The sequence below is a fragment of the Candidatus Zixiibacteriota bacterium genome (assembly GCA_018820315.1).
Taxonomy (GTDB): domain Bacteria; phylum Zixibacteria; class MSB-5A5; order JAABVY01; family JAHJOQ01; genus JAHJOQ01.
This window is the reverse complement of record JAHJOQ010000082.1, coordinates 1-17,258: the sequence shown is the minus strand read 5'-3', so window position 1 is coordinate 17,258 and position 17,258 is coordinate 1. Positions and strand designations below refer to the sequence as shown.

Annotated in this window: 13 protein-coding genes; 7 read left to right on the top strand and 6 right to left on the bottom strand. The window is 51.7% G+C overall.

Features of this window, described 5'->3' with window-relative positions:
* Positions 1 to 2 precede the first annotated feature (2 nt).
* Together KKH67_07785 and KKH67_07780 are read left to right on the top strand one after the other, a co-directional pair.
* On the top strand, positions 3 to 1,853 hold the full coding sequence (locus KKH67_07785) for a phosphoenolpyruvate carboxykinase (ATP) (protein MBU1319081.1): 1,851 nt from the start codon (positions 3 to 5) through the stop codon (positions 1,851 to 1,853).
* A gap of 187 nt (positions 1,854 to 2,040) precedes the next feature.
* Positions 2,041 to 2,676, top strand: a complete 636-nt coding sequence (locus KKH67_07780) for a hypothetical protein (GenBank protein MBU1319080.1) — start codon at positions 2,041 to 2,043, stop codon at positions 2,674 to 2,676.
* 425 nt (positions 2,677 to 3,101) lie between these two features.
* On the opposite strand, the gene KKH67_07775 is transcribed toward KKH67_07780, so the two are convergent.
* The 3 genes from KKH67_07775 to KKH67_07765 are packed head-to-tail and all read right to left on the bottom strand — an operon-like array spanning position 3,102 to position 6,162.
* Positions 3,102 to 4,715 carry a (Fe-S)-binding protein gene (locus tag KKH67_07775; protein ID MBU1319079.1) on the bottom strand — a complete coding sequence of 538 codons (1,614 nt, stop codon included), beginning with the start codon at positions 4,713 to 4,715 and terminating at the stop codon, positions 3,102 to 3,104.
* Positions 4,708 to 5,625, bottom strand: a complete 918-nt coding sequence (locus KKH67_07770; protein ID MBU1319078.1) for a hypothetical protein — start codon at positions 5,623 to 5,625, stop codon at positions 4,708 to 4,710. Before KKH67_07770 ends, KKH67_07775 begins: the two co-directional genes overlap by 8 nt.
* Positions 5,626 to 5,643: 18 nt before the next feature.
* The gene (locus KKH67_07765; GenBank protein ID MBU1319077.1) at positions 5,644 to 6,162 is read right to left on the bottom strand and encodes an Rrf2 family transcriptional regulator; all 519 of its coding nucleotides are present in this window, start codon (positions 6,160 to 6,162) and stop codon (positions 5,644 to 5,646) included.
* 411 nt (positions 6,163 to 6,573) lie between these two features.
* Here KKH67_07765 and KKH67_07760 point away from each other — a divergent pair, with 411 nt between their 5' ends.
* Positions 6,574 to 11,751, top strand: a complete 5,178-nt coding sequence (locus tag KKH67_07760) for a hypothetical protein (protein ID MBU1319076.1) — start codon at positions 6,574 to 6,576, stop codon at positions 11,749 to 11,751.
* A gap of 88 nt (positions 11,752 to 11,839) precedes the next feature.
* Here the strand turns inward: KKH67_07760 and KKH67_07755 are convergent, their stop codons facing one another.
* The 3 genes from KKH67_07755 to KKH67_07745 are packed head-to-tail and all read right to left on the bottom strand — an operon-like array spanning position 11,840 to position 15,049.
* Positions 11,840 to 12,967: a sodium ion-translocating decarboxylase subunit beta gene (locus KKH67_07755; protein MBU1319075.1), complete on the bottom strand. Its 1,128-nt coding sequence runs from the start codon at positions 12,965 to 12,967 to the stop codon at positions 11,840 to 11,842.
* A gap of 13 nt (positions 12,968 to 12,980) precedes the next feature.
* Positions 12,981 to 14,840, bottom strand: a complete 1,860-nt coding sequence (locus tag KKH67_07750; GenBank protein ID MBU1319074.1) for a biotin attachment protein — start codon at positions 14,838 to 14,840, stop codon at positions 12,981 to 12,983.
* On the bottom strand, positions 14,837 to 15,049 hold the full coding sequence (locus KKH67_07745) for a hypothetical protein (protein MBU1319073.1): 213 nt from the start codon (positions 15,047 to 15,049) through the stop codon (positions 14,837 to 14,839). The genes KKH67_07750 and KKH67_07745 overlap by 4 nt, the downstream gene beginning before the upstream one ends.
* A gap of 356 nt (positions 15,050 to 15,405) precedes the next feature.
* Here KKH67_07745 and KKH67_07740 point away from each other — a divergent pair, with 356 nt between their 5' ends.
* Genes KKH67_07740 through KKH67_07725 form a run of 4 tightly spaced genes read left to right on the top strand, consistent with a single transcriptional unit; the run spans position 15,406 to position 17,137 of the window.
* Positions 15,406 to 16,056 carry a CDP-alcohol phosphatidyltransferase family protein gene (locus KKH67_07740; protein ID MBU1319072.1) on the top strand — a complete coding sequence of 217 codons (651 nt, stop codon included), beginning with the start codon at positions 15,406 to 15,408 and terminating at the stop codon, positions 16,054 to 16,056.
* Positions 16,049 to 16,768 (top strand): haloacid dehalogenase-like hydrolase, encoded by a 720-nt coding sequence (locus KKH67_07735; GenBank protein MBU1319071.1) that lies wholly within the window; start codon positions 16,049 to 16,051, stop codon positions 16,766 to 16,768. The genes KKH67_07740 and KKH67_07735 overlap by 8 nt, the downstream gene beginning before the upstream one ends.
* A 10-nt stretch (positions 16,769 to 16,778) precedes the next feature.
* Positions 16,779 to 16,964: a hypothetical protein gene (locus KKH67_07730; protein MBU1319070.1), complete on the top strand. Its 186-nt coding sequence runs from the start codon at positions 16,779 to 16,781 to the stop codon at positions 16,962 to 16,964.
* Positions 16,937 to 17,137: an HAD hydrolase-like protein gene (locus tag KKH67_07725; protein MBU1319069.1), complete on the top strand. Its 201-nt coding sequence runs from the start codon at positions 16,937 to 16,939 to the stop codon at positions 17,135 to 17,137. The genes KKH67_07730 and KKH67_07725 overlap by 28 nt, the downstream gene beginning before the upstream one ends.
* Positions 17,138 to 17,258 lie beyond the last annotated feature (121 nt).

The window sequence follows — 17,258 nt, the reverse complement described above, 5'->3', positions numbered from 1 at the left end:
AGATGTCCGACTCGTTATACCAGCCTGAGATTTACGCACGATTCCGTAGGAATTTGCAAAAATGCCTGCATGGCCCGAACATCAGAGAAGTGGACCTCGATGATATCCGCGAACCGGCGATCCTCCACGGCACACAGACTAAGTTCGGCTCATGGGGATGGCGTTCGGCGATCTCAAGCCGAATCGGCGGAAAGACAGTCACGCTCGGTTCTGAGAAGGTCAGAGAATTCAACATCTCTGACGAGAAGAAGAAGATAATTTCCAATGCACCCGACGAATTGGAAAAAGTTCTGCACCTGATGGAGACATTGCCGTTCGTGCATCTGAAGCGTCAGATGGGACAGAATTCCGAATACAATCCGAAGTGCAATCTCTATATGTCTGTGGCTGATCCAAAGAATCATCGCCAGGCATACATGTGGGGAAACACGATGGGTCCGGTAACGAAGGCACCCGGTCCGGAGTTTACGCTGATTCACATTCCCGACGAACACCAGATTCGTCAGCAGGCTTTGGTGTTGCCTGACCACAACGTGACGATCGTGCTCGGATCAGATTACATGGGCGAGGACAAGAAGGGCTTTCTGCGTAACGGCATGCACGCAGCCGATGCTCTCGGGATGCTCGGTCTGCATGCCGGCACGAAGGTTGTGATAATCCGCGATCCGAAGACAAACAAGCTGAAGAAGTATGGAGTGTTTCTGTTTGGGCTTTCCGCTACCGGCAAGAGCACCTGGTCCTGCCATCAGCTCGGCCTCGATTGGTCGAAAGGCGAGCGGACGCTTGTTTGTCAGGATGATATATGTTTCCTGAACAAAGATGGCTCCGCATACGGTTCAGAAGCGAATTTCTTCGTTAAGACCGATGTCGATAAGAAGCTTCAAGAGGCGATGTATAATGCCCTCGTGCACAAGAGCGCTCTGTATGAAAATGTGATGATAAACGCCGCAGGTCAGCCCGATTTCCTCGACGAGAACCTCTGCGGAAATGGTCGCGCTGTGGCGATGAAGAAGCAGATGAAGATCAAGCGAGGCTGGGGACCGTTCTCGATGAAAAATATCTGGTACCCATCTTATAACCTCCCGGAGCTGGATGAGCTTGACGGACTTGTGTTCGCATTCATAACCCGACGCAACACGATCATGGCATTTGCGCAGCAATTGACACCGATTCAGGCAGCCCTGGCCTATCTTTGGGGTGAATCGAGCCACAGCTACGCATCAAACCCGGCGAAGGCTGGCGAATCGGTTCGCACGGTCGGCACGGATCCGTTCATTGTGGGCTCGCGCGCACACAAGGTGAACCAGTTCTATCGGATCATCATGGATTTGACGGCGAATTACCCTGATAAGGTCTCATTCTTCCAGTACAACACGGGCGGAATGGGTGAAATAATCGAGGCGGGCGAGAAGGGTGCAAAGAATGTGATTCGTAAAACCGAACGCGTTCCGATCGAAACGATGGCTGCAATTCAGCGCGGCGATCTTCGTAACACGAACAAGTATAGAAAGAGTTTCCTCGGAACTAACGAAATCGTATCTGCTGAGGGTGCGGATCTGAGTGCGTATGTCCCGGAGAAGTACTATTCGCAAGAGCAGATCGACAACTATCTTCGCGATCTGGTCAGCGGACGGCGCAAGTTTACCGAAGCTGTCGCGGAAGAAGGCCTGATGCCGGAGATCATCCGAGCAGCGGAAGAATCGTACAGCATTGCTCCAAAGAAAGAAACCAAAGTCTACATGTCGACTCCCAGGAAGGCGGCACCGCCTCCACAGGAGAATACACCAAAGAAGCTGACAGACTGGAAACCGAATCCAAGACTCGTGAGAGATCGGGGCTGGCGATACGGTTGATCGCCCGAAGATGTAGGCCAGGATCCTTGTGATCCTGACACCCTAACGATAACAAGGGCAGGTTTCTCCGAAACCTGCCTTTTTATTCGAGTTGGCAGGAGTGAAGGCGGTGCGCGTGGTAATTGACATAATTCGGAACAACCGGTAGATTTGATCAAATACACGAATCAAGGGAGGTTAAGGTCAAATGTCAGTCCAGCATTCATTTTACATCCAGCGTAGTATCGCACTCGTATTGCTTATAGCAGTTTTCTTGTCGCCAGGTATTTTGTGCGCAGGCGAAGAACCAGATACGATCAAACCTAACGCTCTTCCGGATTCCACAAGGCCGGCTTCATACCTGACCGAGCCGATTGACCAGGAGAAGGTGACCGATGAAGACTGGTTACTCATGCACAATAGCGTGAAGAGAGGGATCACGTATGAAGAAACCAAGAAGCTGTTTCCGAACATCGGTGATCTGACAACGGAAGGCGCCGGAGCCGTGTTGAGTCCGGGTCAAGGTCTCTATGAAGCCCACCTCTCGATTACCATCTTCGACCACCCGGCAAGAATCGAATTCAACTATCGACGCGACGACAAATCCGAAACCTCTTTGTATACGTACTACTGGCAAATTATGCACGTTGATTCAGTCACCGCAGAGCGGTTGTACAGTCGAATAAAGGAATTCTATAGCAGCCTTTACGGCTCCTGCGAGGAAGAGCGGGAGACATTCGAGTTCTTCCAGGAATACTGTTCGTGGGATGTTGATGTCGTGACACCCTCATTAGTCAAGAACATATACAGTGCTGACCATGCATACATCGGGTGGGGGGACTGACGGAAGACAAATGGTTGCCCTAATATCGAAATCACACACAAGTACAGCACCAGAGGCGTTGTAATACCGACGAAAGTCGTTACCTGGAGAGTGTCAAGACTGGATTCCGATTTGCGGGCTTGTTGACAAACCCTAAATGATGTCATCTCTGAGAGCGAAGCGTGGCAATCTCCGTATTTCACAATAGCCTTGATTTACATAGAGATCGCCACGTCGCTTCGCTCCTCGCGATGACGACGTTCCGCGGTCCGTGGCTTTTTCAACAGGCCCTTGCATCGGAATGACAGCCCTTTGGACTGTCGAGAATCTCACTGCACAGGGCGGATGGCGGAACCGCTCCGTTGCCTTACGATTCCTGCCCCAAGCACAGAGCCGTCAGAAGGAAATTCCTGACGGCTCTAATTCGATGCATACAGCGAAATGTCCTAATGGAATTCATCCCATTCGACAAATCCTTCGGGAACATCCGTCATGCAATTGACGATTAGCTCCACCAAGCCCCCATACAACATGTGAGTCCGCTCCCAAGCGTCGAAGTATGTGATCAGATCACGAATCTGCCCTTTGCAGTTTGAGCAGGGTGCACAGACATACTTGTTCTTGCTCGGGTCGAGTTCTTCCTTTGTGAATGCATTCAGCATTTGCGCGAATTTCTTGCGCCCCGAGATCATGTTTCGCCAATTCGGAAAGTTCGCTCCCTGCATGATTGCAAATCCACTTCCACCGCCACAACAGTAGTTATTGACTCCATGCGGGGTCATCTCCCGAAACTGCGGACAGATCTTCTTGATGACGCGCCGCTGCGGTTTGATAATTCCCATTGAGCGTGTGACATTACACGGATCGTGCAGCGTTACCGGAAAGTTGTTTCTTTCAGGATCGACCTTAATCTTGCCATTCATCACGATATCTTCGAGAGTCACAAAGCATGATTCGCGATGGACGTTGGCTTCATCGAGCCAGACACGATCGCCAATCGCCATTGCGGCTTTGTGGGCGTGGCCGCATTCCGCAATGACAACCTTCTTCACACCAAGCTTCCTCGCGATTTCAGCATGCTTCAGAGTGACTCTGGCAAGCTGAACATCTTCGTAGAAGAGACCGTAGTTTACAGAATCATAACCTACCATCTCGCTGGACATAGTCCAGCTCAGACCCGCTGCTTCGAAGATTATGGCGAAGGCCTCGATATTTTCCGGCCACGAAAGGAACTCGCCGGCATTGTGAATCAGAAGGATATCGGCTCCGGCCTTGTCGAACGGCATCTTGATGGTCAGCCCGGTGCGATCGGTGATATCCTCTTCCATGAACTCAAACAGATCCATCAGCGCGGTAGGACTAATTCCGGTCGAAGAGCCGGATTGCAGTTGCTTCACTGTGCCTTCAGAGTGCAATTCCGCAGGCCTGATATCGAGCTCCTGACTGAAGAGCTTGCGGATCTCGCGAGAAATCAGACCATTGTCGACACCCATAGGGCAGGTCTGCGCGCAGCGCCGACACAGTGTGCAGCGATACGCAAGTTGCGCTAGGCGAGCGACAGTCTCATAGTTCAGATCGATGTCAGCTCCCGTCAACTTGGCCGTAAGCTTTCCACCCGGAGCGATGTATTTCCTGACGATCCGGCGCAGAATATCCGAGCGGAACAGCGGCCTGTAGATTTCCGCTCTGCCACTCATCTCGAATATCGGGCACGCGTTTGAGCAGGTGTTACACTTGACACAGTTGTCCAGGGACAGCAGCAACGGCTCAAGAAACATCCAGTTGTTCTCTTTGGAGAGGAGCTTGCGAAGACCTTCGAGAAAATTAGCGACGAGCTTCTCCTTCTCCTCTTCGGTTTCAGGTACCGGAACGGGCACATTGAGTACGCCATCAAGCGACAAGTTCTTTCCTGCGCGTTTTGCCTCAGAGACTTCCGGAATCGGCGGATCTTCCCAATCTTCATATGGATAAGGCAGTTTGGGAAGGTCCTTGGGCTTAATCTCAAAGAGCTGATCCGTCTTTTTGCTGATGTCTTTTATCCTGATGTCGACCTTACTCATTGTTCATCTCCTTAGCCACCTCTTTCCATGGCTTACCAGTCTGAATGTGCGGTGCGCTCCAGCCGACGTTTTGATCAAGCAGCTTCAGCAGACTTTTCTCAATCTTGCTCCCTCGCATATTGGGCTCGTCATTCCACCGTACTGCATGATAAAGAAAGTACTTGGCGACAAAGTGCGACATCCTGGTCAAAGGTATATACATGATCAAAAGAGACACCAGGATTGCTTCATAAGTGAACCAGGATCCGGGGCTCGTGAATGCTGAGAAGGTAGCGAGTGATTGCACGTAGCCGCGCAGAAAGGAGAAACTCGGATCGATGGTGATGTGAGAGATTAGCGCCACGGCAACTACGAGACCAATCACAGTCAGATTGATGTACTCAGCAGGTGAGTTGTAGCCTCGCTGGTCACGATCCGTCAGCCTCCAGAAGAACAGCCCCAGAGCTCCGAAACCAGTCAGCACAAGCCCGGCATAACCACATACAACTGTCAGGTAGTGAGTTATCTTCCCGACAATTCCGGCATCAGCGAAGACGGCAACGCCCGCTATCTCGAGGATACTCCCGATCAGCAGCATAAACAGCCAGCCGATACAGAGGTACATACCGAAATGGAACGGCTGTGAGAAAATCCAGACTTTCTTGTTGTGGTGATACACACCCTTCAGCAGCAGCACCTCAGCCGCCATTTCTTTCAATTCATTGAACGTGTCAGACTCGCGCGGTTTGCTCCACCAATCGAGTTCCTCGAGGAAAGATCCGCCGTAGTCTGCTCGTCCCTTCTCGTGAGGCACCGGGTAGAGTTCCCATCTGAAATGCTCGGGCGTGGAAGCGTATCTCAACACCTTCGCGATGATCGCCACTGCCGCGATTAAGATCGAGATGTAGGTTACTAGTTGCAAAGCCTGCATAGACTGGACTCCTCTCACTCAATTCCTGGGGGTTGCCGGGCAACTCTGCTCAGCATCCTCCAGTGATGATAAGAACTGATCTGTATTCAGATGCGGTATGAAATCGTACTGCTTCTGTATTTTGTCTTTCCATTTTTTGTCGACGAGATCAGCCAGAGTGAACCCGTCGAAGAACTCCGTCATCTTATGAGAAGCGATCACCCAGACAATACGCGCTTCGCAAAATGAACTATTGAGGCAGATGTCGGGATTTAGCGTACAGTCGGTCAGGCCGATTTTCCCCTGCAACGCTGTAAGAATCTCGCCCACGAGAATTTCTTCGGGCTTCTTCCCTAGCTGATATCCGCCTCGCTTGCCAGCCGTTCCGATCAACAAGCCGTTGTTCCGCAACGGGATTGCCAACTGAGCCAGATAATTGGTAGAGATTCCGGTAACTTTCGCGATTCTGCCCAGAGTCACCATCGGCTCCTTTCGGAGTGCACGAGCGAACTCGATCATCATCCGCATTCCATATCTCGCTCTTGTAGAGAATTTCATTCTGGCTCCATCCAATTGACAGTGAACTGCCTAATTCTTACTAAAATGATAAGATTTATAATCGCATCTGTCAAGTGAAAAAATTCACAGAGTACCAAATAGCATGAATTCTTGACAGATACTAACAGACTCACTCACCGTAACGATCAGCGACTATAAGCCTCTGTAGCTACCAGCTTTATGTGATTTGCAGATCCTCAGGACAGTCGCTGTCTTCCAGAGGCGATTTGTGAAAGGCAGGAATAGTGATGCATAAGACGCTTACGAATTCATACGAATTCATATTTTATCTTGCAAAAAACTGTCAGTGGATTATATTACAGGCACGTAAGCGGATAATAAAATCTACTTTTTGGTCTCGTATAGGTACGCAAATATAATTCACCATATATAATGTGAGAGAGGAGCATTATGCATAGGATTCTGCTACCGACTCTGGTTATTCTTCTTTTGGCGGCAACCTCCGTGTTCGCCGAGAGAATCGAACTCGGTTCCTCCACGAAAGACGTCGATATTACAGTTCTGGAATCAAACGACACGAGAACAGTCGTTCGCTTCGATGTTGGCGCCTTCGAACAGGAGGCAGTTGACGTCGAAGGTGAGACGTATTTCAAGATCAAATTGGACAACGAGAGTCATCGACTCGACGCAGCTGAACCTGAGTTGCCCCGCATTTGTCGCAGCATTATCATACCCGACAATGCTAAGATGGCTATCAATGTTCTTTTGTCCGAGTATGTCGAGCTTTCTGAAACCCCGGTACTGCCTTCTAAGGGCAATCTGCTCCGTACGATAAATCCTGACGATGTGCCATACGAGTTCGGCCCGGTCTACAGTTCTGCCGATCTTTATCCGGAAGTGCTGGCATCAATTCGCGCCCCGTACATTCTGAGAGATTATCGCGCAACAGTTATCGATCTCAATGCCTTTGCCTACAATCCGGCCACCCGCACACTGCGCGTGTACACGTCGGTGACTGTTGAGGTCGTGAATGTCGGACCTGCCGAGGTTAATGTATTTGACTCTCACATGAGACATTCCGGGATCGTACCTGATTTCGACATGATATACAAACAGCGCTTCATAAACTATGATGGAGCCGCGAAGTATGTCCCGGTGGGCGAGACTGGTGACCTGCTGATCATCACATACGACGCATTTGCCTCCGATATGCAGCCGCTTGTCGAATGGAAATTGCAGAAGGGCATGAAGACGACGATGGTCAACGTGTCAAGCATTGGCAACAATGCGACATCGATAAAGAATTTCATTGAGGATTTCTACGATACGACAGACCTGGCATACGTGCTTCTGGTGGGTGACGCCGCGCAAGTCGCTACACCGACTGCATCAGGAGGATCGTCCGACCCGACATACGCCAAGATAGCAGGAAGTGACGATTATCCCGACATTTTCGTAGGACGTTTCTCGGCAGAGACTGCAGCGCATGTACAGACTCAGGTCGCGCGTACGATAACCTACGAGAAGAATCCTCTTGCAGGCACATGGTTCCATAAGGGGACCGGTATTGCTTCCAACCAGGGACCCGGACACAACGGCGGCGAGTATGATAATGTGCATATGGGCAAGATCCGCGATTCGCTGCTCTCGTACACGTACACAGAAGTCGATCAGATTTATGATCCAAGCGGAACGGCCGCTCAGGTCACGACCGCGCTCAACAACGGCCGAAGTATTATCAATTACTGCGGTCATGGCAGCACTACTGCATGGTCTACGACCGGCTTCAGCAACAGCAATGTTAACGCTCTCGTGAATAACAATATGCTGCCCTTTATCATCAGTGTAGCATGTGTCAACGGGCAGTTCAACGGCTACACATGCTTCGCGGAAGCATGGTTGCGCGCCACGAATGGATCTACGCCTACGGGCGCGATCGGTGCGTATATGTCGTCGATCAACCAGTCATGGAATCCTCCGATGGATGGGCAGGATGAAGTCAGCCATCTCCTGATTCAGGAACAGAAGTCGACTTACGGTGGACTCTGTTTTAATGGCTCGTGCAAGATGATGGATCTGAACCCTGGTTCCGCTGGCTACAGCATGTACGATACATGGCACATATTCGGTGATCCATCCGTCCAGGTGCGTACCGATGTTCCGGGCACTATGAATCTGGTTCATGACGGCGCCCTGTTCTTCGCCGCTACAGAGTATGCGGTCGAGGCTGTTGGCGTCGAAGGTGCATTATGTGCTCTTTATCATGATGGCGTCATGTACGGATCGGCCTACACGAATTCAGGTGGCACGGCCACTATTCCTATCAGCGAAATGCTCCCAATCGGTCAAGCACTTACTTTGACTGTGACAGCATACAATCGCGAAACCGTGCAGGAAGCCGTTACGGTTACATCGGATTTGGCTATCATCGTCTCATCACCGCTTCCCGATACAAAGGACGCTGTGAATCCGTATGAAGCACGCTGCACAATATTCTCAGAGGATGATCTCGTAGCAGATTCGCTCCTGCTCTATTACGAAGTCAATTCCGTCTGGTATGAAGAAGTGTTGCAGTCGACATTACCGGATGGCGATTATTACGGCATGATTCCTGCTCAATCGCCCGGTACGGTCATCAACTATTACTTCTTCGCCGTCAATGTTGCGGGCAATAAAGATACTACCGAGACCTTCACATTCAGAGTGATCGACTACGGTGTGCTTCTTAGGCCGGAGTTCAGCTCGCAGATGGCGGCGGTTGACGACACGGCATGGTATGATCTCTCTGTCACGAACGATGGCGTGCTTGATGATTCGTACTCGCTGAGCACCGAGAATGCTACCTGGCCCACTACGTTCTGGGACGCGGCCGGCATTACCGAAATCACCGAATCATCTTCGCTCATCGCTGATGCCTCATTCGATTTCAAAGTGAGAGTCATAATACCTTCGAGTTGGGAAGGTGAGTCCGATAGCATAGATGTCGTTGCGACATCGGCCGGAGACGGAGCTGTCAGCGACAGAGTTGCTGTGAAGACGATCTCTTTGGGTCAACCATGGCCGATACCTTTCACAGAAACATTCCTCACTACGACACTCGATACTTACAAGTGGGACAGGGGCGCCGGTGTTGTTATCAGCACTCTCGGTATTGAAGAGCCCTCTCCGCCATATAGCATAAACTTCAACGGCAACCCATCCGGCGGTGATACACTCATCTCTGAGTCCATCAATCTCAAGAATGAATCGAATGTCATCGTGACATATGAGTATCAGTTGTGCGGAGGCGGAGACTCGCCGGAGTTAGCTGACGACCTTCGCGTCGACTATCTTGATGAATTCGGTGTCTGGCACAACATAGCCACTCATTCGGGAGGCGATCCCGATATGACTGAGTTTGTCAAATCATCCCTGACATTGCCAGTTGGAGCATATCATGCCGGATTCAGAATCCGTTTCTGGAACTCGGGCACTGTAGGATCTTATGACGATTGGTTCGTGGATAATATTTACGTAGGTCACCCTGCTGAATACCAAGTCCGTATAAGCCCATCATTCCAGGAGCAGTACGGTCCGGCGGGTGATTACGCTGTCTATATGCTTTGTCTGTACAATGAGGGTTTATACGCCGATCAGTACACTCTCGGTGACTCGCTGGGTACCTGGGCATGCACCTTCTGGGATGAGACCGGGACTCTGCAGATCACAGTGACTCCGAGCGTGAATCCCAACGATTCTATGTTTGTGATGGCGAAGATCGCCATTCCGGCAGATGCCCCGCTCAATAGCGCGGACACGATGTTTGCGATAGCGGCTTCTGGTGGTGCGGAAGTGAAAGGCGAGGCTATCATTGCCACGATCTCCGCCGGTTCGCCGGCACCGATACCGTGGCAGGAAGAGTTTGAGACTGCCACAGTCGACATGAGTCACTGGATGGTCAATATAGGCGGAGTCATAAAGAGCAATGCATACCAGCCTCCGTCACCGCCGTATTCGATCTGTCTGGATGGCGGAATTGACTCGATGGTATCTCAGTTAATCGATCTCTCCGGTCAATCCGGCGCATTGTTTATGTACTATTATCAACGAACCGGTCCGGGCGATTCGCCTGAGACAGGCGACGATCTCGTGTTTGAATATAAGAACTCATCAGGGTACTGGCTTGAGCTGGGTAGGCAATTGGGCAGCGGCCCTGACATGACAGAATTCGAATTTGTTCAGATACCGCTTCCGATGGATGCATTGCACAACTCATTCCAGATCAGGATGAGCAGTTTCGGTTCGGCAGCGGCCAGCGATGAGTGGTTTGTTGATGATCTCAGAATCGACTATGCGCCGTCGATCGCGATCTTGCCGACGGCTCTCGACTTTATGGTTCAGGTCGGCGACTCCGCTCAATCCGAAATTGGTATCAACAACGGCGGTCCGGGGACTCTTACTTACACCGTCAAGACAGTACCTGTGTTCGATAAGGAGAGCCTTGCAGGCAGACTCCTGCTACAGGGCCCGGTTGAGCCGGCTTACAGAACATATCCCGAAGGCTTCCTCGATTCCTTTGAGGACATCAAAGGTGCAGTGGATACACGAGAAGGATACGATGTCCGGTTCAATGCCGGTGGTCCCGATCTGTTCGGCTACCTGTGGGTGGATTCCGATGAACCCGGCGGTCCCGTGTTTGCATGGGAGGACATCCAGGCGACAGGCACAGAGGTTGCGGGTCTCGATGATGACAATTTCGTTGGTCCGTTCCCGATTGGGTTCTCTTTCAACTACTACGGTATCACGTACGATGAATTCTATATCACTTCGAACGGATTGATCGGATTTGGACCCACTGACGGCTACCTCAGTCGTACGAATACAGTTCTTCCATCCGCTGGTGTTCCCAACAATATTATTTCATGGTGTTGGGATGATCTTAATCCGATAGACGGCGCGAATCCCGGATCGAAGACATACTACGTGTCTGACGGTGATCATCTTGTGATCCAGTTTGTTGATTATCCGGAGTTTGGCGCGTCAGCAGGCGATGTCATAAATGCCGAGGTGATGATCTACTCGAGCGGCAGGATTCGTATCCAGTACCTTTCGGTAGGTGCCGGGTTTGATGTGCTTAGTTCCACGGTGGGCATTGAGAATGCAACCGGCGATGACGGTCTAACGACCGTGTTCAACTCTTCCTACATCAAGAACAATCTGGCGGTCGAGTTCATGGCTCCAGCCCTCTGGCTGACTGTCGGTCCGGCTGAAGGCGAAGTTGCTCCGGGTGAAGCTGATACGCTTATAGCCAAAGTCAATACGAATGGTCTTGAGGAAGGCACTTATGCGTCTGTCATCAATGTTTACTCTAATGATCCTGACGAACTGGAGAACCCATGGGCGATTCCAGTCAATCTGATCGTTACGAGTGAGCAGCCTTATTTGTGCGGTGATGCCGACGGCTCTGGGACTATCGATATCGATGATGCCGTAGCCCTGATCCAATATATCTTCGGTGGAGGTGCGGCACCTGATCCCATGGAGGCAGGTGATGCGGACTGCTCCGGAGAAGTCGACATAGACGATGCGGTGTATTTGGTGAGTCACATATTTTCAGGCGGCCCTGCGCCTTGCGCGGCATGTCCGTAATCTGACGACATATCACGCAGACATACAGAAACCCCGCCCGAATTCGGGCGGGGTTCGTATTTGGTCTATTTATCTACCAACCAGTTTGCTATCGCAGTAGCGTAAGGAACACTCCTGCAGCAACCGCGGAGCCGATCACGCCGGCAACATTCGGTCCCATTGCCTTCATAAGTACATTTACCTGGCCATCGGTCTCGTCCGACACGAATTTTTGAACGACTCGCGCAGACATCGGCACGGCCGAAACTCCTGCTGCACCTATGCATGGATTCATCTTCCTGCCTTCGCTCAAGAACAGGTTAAGCAGCTTGGCAAACAATACGCCTCCCGCGGTGCTGAAAGAGAATGCGACCGCGCCGAGGACAAGGATTTTCAGAGTAGCGATGTTGAGAAAGTTCCCAGCACTCATCGTCGCTCCCACGGCGAGACCGAGGAAGATTGTGACAATATCTATCAATGACCCACCGGCGGTCTTGCGGAGCCGCTCCGCCACGCCGCATTCCTTGAGAAGATTACCGAACATCAGCATCCCGATCAGCGGCGCGCTTGACGGTATGCCAAGGCAGGCGATGATCCCGGTCACTATCGGAAACAGAATTGCCGCTGTTTTGGACACCTGCCTGAGCTGCGGCATGTCGATCGCTCTCTCGTGCTTTGTGGTCAGCATCCGCATGATGGGTGGCTGGATGATCGGCACAAGCGACATGTAGCTGTAAGCTGCCACTGCTATCGGCCCGAGAAGATGCGGCGCTAACTGCGATGCAAGAAATATGGATGTAGGGCCATCCGCACCTCCGATGATACCGATACTTGCAGCCTCCTTGAAATTGAATCCGAGAAAGAAGGCAGCACCGAGAGCAGCTACGAAAATCCCCAGTTGGGCGGCAGCACCGAGCAGAAATGTGATCGGTCTTCCCAGTAGCGGTCGGAAGTCAGTTAATACTCCCACCCCGAGAAATATAACTGGCGGCAGGAGTTCCGTCTTGATGCCTTTATCATAGATCAGCGCCATAATGCCATTGCCATACGAACCCATTTCCGCGAGCGGCAGGTTTGCAAGCAGTGCGCCGAACCCGATTGGGATCAACAGCAAAGGCTCATACTTCCTGGCAATGGCGAGGTAGATAAGCGTTCCGGCAACCGCAAACATGACAACATTGCCAAAAGAGATGTTTGCGAAGCCGGATTGTTGAAGAAGCTCAAATAATGTATCCATGCGACGTCTCTTCTTATGAAATGGTCATGATCGGTTTGCTGGAGTCGATCTCATCACCGATTCTAACATCGATCGATGCGACCTTTCCGTCACATGGCGCTTTGATATCATGCTTGGCCTTCATTGTTTCGACGGCGGCAACCACGCTGCCTTTCGCTACACTGTCACCGACTTGAACAAGAATATCGACTACTTCTACGAGACCAGCGAATGTCGAGTGAACTTTGGTGCCGTTACCCGACATCGGCATTGTCGCAGGAGTGGCAGCCGACGCTGGCGCCGATACCGCTCCGCCGGAAGCTGGCTCGACTGTAACCATAAATGTCCTGGTTTTGCCATTCTCGCTCACAACACATTTGGATGTCACCGGTCCGGTCACAACCGGAGCACTTGCGGAAGTACCGGTCAGTGCCGCTGCGGCAGCAGGTGCCGGTTCTTCCTTCTTCTTGAGAGGAACATCGATCTTCGGTTTGCCAGTTAACAGCCTGATTCCCTCGTTCACTTCCATCTTCTTTCCGGGGACCATCGAGCCGACTACCAGGAAAATGTTCTTGTCATTGACAGGTAAATTCAACTCCTCGAGAGCTTTCTTCGCCGGTTCGATATTCTTCGGCGCCGCCTCGAGCGGATCGCCATCGAATATCGGCATTCCGAGCTGTTCAGAAGCCTTCTTGACCACCTCCGGATCAGGAGGAAGCGGGGTCTTGCCGAAATATCCGAGCACAGCTCTTCCGTATCCGGCGTCGATTTTCTCCCATCGTCCGTAAAGGACGTTGTTAAACGCCTGCAGCCAGTATTGCTGGCTTCCCGGAGTTACCGATGTCCACGCACCTCCTGCTTCCACGACCACAGGGAATTCCGCGAGGACTTCGCCGTATTTGTGCAGCACTCCTGCCTTTACCATCATGTGAACATTCGGACCGATAGCCCCGCCCGGCATCGGGAATCCCACCACCCGGGCGTCCGGGGTGGTTGTAGTTGGATTGAAGGCGTAGTCTTTCATCGATTCGTTAAGCATGTCCTCGATCATATTCATCTTATTCGGGTCGATATCGAGTTCGAAACCGGTTCCCTTAAGGGCGTGAGCCATCGAGCGAACGTCTGGCTGCACTGTTCCACTTGCCATCGGCCGCACTGAGAGGTCGATGCCATCGACTCCGCCCTGAATCCCGGCCATATAACAAGCGACCGCAATGCTCGCGGTGTCATGCGTATGCTGCCATAGGGGCATCTCTGGAGGCATAATCTTTTTGAGACCGACGGCAGTATCGTAGCATGTTTTGGGATCAGTTGTGCCGCTGGCGTCCTTAAGACAAATGCTGTCGATGCGAATTCCACTGTCGAGCAAACGCTTCCCGATGTCGATGTAGAACTTCGCGGTGTGGACTTTGTCAGAGTGGAACGGCAGCCCCATCAGAGCAATACACACTTGATGGTGCATTCCGGCGTCGACGATCGGCTTTCCGGTCTTCACAAGGTTCTCGACGTCGTTCATATAGTCGAAATTGCGATCCCAAGTGGTGCCGTACTGCTTCATTAGCTTGGCCTGGAGCTGAAGAGCCTCGATCGACTGCGTAGTCAGTGTCACACCAGACACGGACCGAGTGAGGATCTGAAGATCAGGCTCAGGACCAACCGCATCCCGAATTTTCTGCATTGTCTCGAATGGATCCTCCCCCAGGTAGAAGCAGGGTGCCTGATAGCGAGCACCGCCGCCAAACTCGAAGTGATGAATCCCGGCCTCTTTTGCGGAGGCGACCATTGCGGGAAGGAAGTCATTCAGTCTTACCTTGCCACCAAACGAGCTCTGAAGTCCGTCCCTGAACGGAGTAAACATCACTCGAATGTTTTTCTTCGTTTCAGTGAATATCATTTGATCTCCTCTATCTTAGTAATCCGAGTTCCGGGATATACGGTCGAAAGCGCTGAGGCGACTGCCGCGATCATCGTGGCATCGCCTCCGCTCTCTCTTTCAGGAAACACCACCAGTATCAGTCGCATCACGAAAGCGAGGATTGAAAGAAGCACAAAAACGGCTGCAAACGCAGAAATGCAAACGACCACAAGTTCAGACAATTCCATGTTACCCCTCCCCGTTGGTCGCGCAGAAGAAGCGCGAAAGCTGCTGCAGTAGGTCACGTGTCAAGGCACAAGCCTCTCCGCTCAAGTACTAATAATGTGGAGCCCAACATACGACAGTAGATTATAATTCCGCATCTCTGCAGTGTCAAGCAACAATTCTACACCATTCTTCACCATTTTGGTGAAGCTTTGATATTCGGGATCATTGACGGTGATCCTTCATGTTGGCATGTCAGATATCTCCGGCATTCTCGGCAGACCAGCCGGAACTGACTTGTGCATCACTCGTACAACACATAAGTTGACCCAATGGCACATTGCCAGGGCAAACGTGCACTCACCGATTGGAGGTCGGTATGGTTGCTGGTATTACGTGGCCCAATATTGTTACCGTCACTCGTCTATCGATGGTCTTCTTGCTGGTCATGCTCGCCTACGGAGACAGTATTTGGTCCCGTCTTCTCGCTGCCCTCGTTGCGGTCCTTGTAATCATCGGAGACTGGCTCGATGGTCATCTGGCGCGCAAGCTTCATCAGTCGACGACTCTTGGGAGTGTCCTTGATGTCGCTGCTGACAGGATAATCGAGAATGTTCTCTGGATTATTCTCGCTGATCTCGATCTGGTGCCGATCTGGATTCCGGTGATAGTCATATCACGAGGAATTCTGACCGACAGTATTCGTGGGTACGCTCTCAGCCTCGGATACTCCGGATTCGGCAAAAAGACGATGATGAAATCTCGAATCGGACGATTCATCACCGGCTCTCCAATCATGCGGACTTCATATGCCATTCTGAAAGCATTTTCTTATGGGTGGTTGCTTCTTTTCGCCGTGCTTGATGAAGTACTGGTGCGCTGGCCGGTCGTTGCAACGGCGTGGGTTGGTACGGGCCTTGCTATTGGCTACTGGTGTGCCATTGTCGCAACAATTGTCTGTATCGTTCGAGGAATCCCGGTCGTAGTCGAGGGATTCAAGCTTATCCAGGGTGAAGGTGCCCATGCCTGATCAGGTTGTATTCTGGGATATTGATGGAACCTTGATCGATGGGAGTCTCGAACGGTGCTTCCTGGCATATTTACGCAGACATGGCCATGCCACCATTCCATACTTGGCGCGTAGTGCCGCAAGACTCACACTTGACTGGCCTCCCGGCTGGCACAAGATTAAGATAGCATACCTCAGGGGGCGGGCTGTCGAAGAAGTTGAGCAACTGCTTGAATCTTGCTGGGCTGATTCGATTCTCCCGGATATCTCTTCGGCAGCGGCTGCAACTGTGCTCGATTTGCGCGAACGAGGGGCAAGACAGATCCTCCTCAGCGGAACCCCGCGTCCGCTTGCCATGAAGATGGCAAGTTATCTGCGTATCGCCGATGTCATTGCGGCGGACCCTGAGATTCGCAATGGCATCTATACCGGGCGTCTGACTGCAAGACATCCCAGGGGAATTCGCAAAGTGCAGTATGCTCAGAAGTGGCTTAATGAGAACGGATGTACCTGGGGTATGACCACCGGCATCGCCGATCACTGGGATGACCGATTCCTGCTGGGTCGAGTACACAATGCGATCGCCGTTGCTCCGGGAAAAAGACTGCGCCGATTGGCGAGCAGTCAGGGCTGGGTCATTCAGAACATGCGCGATGACCTGCGTTCACAGATTCCAGTCATCACTGCAAGTTGGAATGCCGCACAGTCCGGATCCAGACCGAAAGCGGGATAGGGGACCTCCAATGACAATTTCTACCGTTCTGCTTGACGCGGGTGGCGTAATTCTCGACGAATCTGAGCATGAGAGAGTGCGCGCCGGGATTGCTGTGGAGACGCTTAAGTCCGTTGTGCCGGATTACTCGATGCGGCATTATGAGCTGGATATTGAAGATGCAATCAGGTGCTTCTGCCCGTCGGAGATCGGATAGATAAGGACATCGTCCCAGCCAGACTCCTGCGCATGAAGACGGTGCTTGTGCGCGGAGGTCTTCACAGACACCAACAACCGCGTATCCCGTACGAGACTCCAGACATCGAACTGCATGGAATCACGGGACTGGCCAATGCAATAATGGAGCTTGCTGGCAGGGTTAATGAGTGACTGATGAGGTGATTGACTAAATTAGGGATACTGAACATGAAGGTACCCCCTTGCGTTAGTTTTAACAAGCTGAGACTTGAAGATATTATCTAAGAAGAGGGCTGGCAATATTGCGACTTTG

Bases quoted from the DNA above. Each gene is read 5' to 3' on its own strand.
- KKH67_07785 (MBU1319081.1), top strand. From the start codon at position 3: ATGTCCGACTCGTTATACCAGCCTGAGATTTACGCACGATTCCGTAGG.
- KKH67_07780 (MBU1319080.1), top strand. From the start codon at position 2,041: ATGTCAGTCCAGCATTCATTTTACATCCAGCGTAGTATCGCACTCGTA.
- KKH67_07775 (MBU1319079.1), bottom strand. From the start codon at position 4,715: ATGAGTAAGGTCGACATCAGGATAAAAGACATCAGCAAAAAGACGGAT.
- KKH67_07770 (MBU1319078.1), bottom strand. From the start codon at position 5,625: ATGCAGGCTTTGCAACTAGTAACCTACATCTCGATCTTAATCGCGGCA.
- KKH67_07765 (MBU1319077.1), bottom strand. From the start codon at position 6,162: ATGAAATTCTCTACAAGAGCGAGATATGGAATGCGGATGATGATCGAG.
- KKH67_07760 (MBU1319076.1), top strand. From the start codon at position 6,574: ATGCATAGGATTCTGCTACCGACTCTGGTTATTCTTCTTTTGGCGGCA.
- KKH67_07755 (MBU1319075.1), bottom strand. From the start codon at position 12,967: ATGGATACATTATTTGAGCTTCTTCAACAATCCGGCTTCGCAAACATC.
- KKH67_07750 (MBU1319074.1), bottom strand. From the start codon at position 14,840: ATGATATTCACTGAAACGAAGAAAAACATTCGAGTGATGTTTACTCCG.
- KKH67_07745 (MBU1319073.1), bottom strand. From the start codon at position 15,049: ATGGAATTGTCTGAACTTGTGGTCGTTTGCATTTCTGCGTTTGCAGCC.
- KKH67_07740 (MBU1319072.1), top strand. From the start codon at position 15,406: ATGGTTGCTGGTATTACGTGGCCCAATATTGTTACCGTCACTCGTCTA.
- KKH67_07735 (MBU1319071.1), top strand. From the start codon at position 16,049: ATGCCTGATCAGGTTGTATTCTGGGATATTGATGGAACCTTGATCGAT.
- KKH67_07730 (MBU1319070.1), top strand. From the start codon at position 16,779: ATGACAATTTCTACCGTTCTGCTTGACGCGGGTGGCGTAATTCTCGAC.